The sequence below is a fragment of the Paraburkholderia sp. SIMBA_054 genome, assembly GCF_046534875.1.
GTDB classification, from domain to species: Bacteria; Pseudomonadota; Gammaproteobacteria; order Burkholderiales; family Burkholderiaceae; genus Paraburkholderia; species Paraburkholderia hospita.
The window spans coordinates 1-254 of sequence record NZ_JAWRXV010001216.1 but is presented as its reverse complement, the minus strand read 5'-3'; the positions used below and the strand labels follow the sequence as shown (position 1 = coordinate 254).

General features: G+C 62.6%; 1 pseudogene. It reads left to right on the top strand.

What is annotated here, in order from left to right:
• Nucleotides 1-254 (top strand): annotated as a pseudogene (locus SB822_RS58975) (cobalamin biosynthesis protein CbiG); the annotation flags it as partial.

The window sequence follows — 254 nt, the reverse complement described above, 5'->3', positions numbered from 1 at the left end:
CCGCGCGGCGGATCGCATCGGTGCTGGAACGTGCCGAAATACGCGGCCTCCAGAACCGTGTTGCGTCGCTGGATGAAACCTTCGTGCATTTCGGCGATGCGGTCAGGTCGCTTTATGAGGAGGGCCGCCCCATCATCGCGCTTTGTGCAGCCGGTATCGTCATCCGGGCGCTGGCACCATTGCTGCAGAACAAGCGCGTCGAACCGCCGGTTCTTGCTGTCGCCGAAGATGGAAGCGCAGTTGTGCCGCTTCTC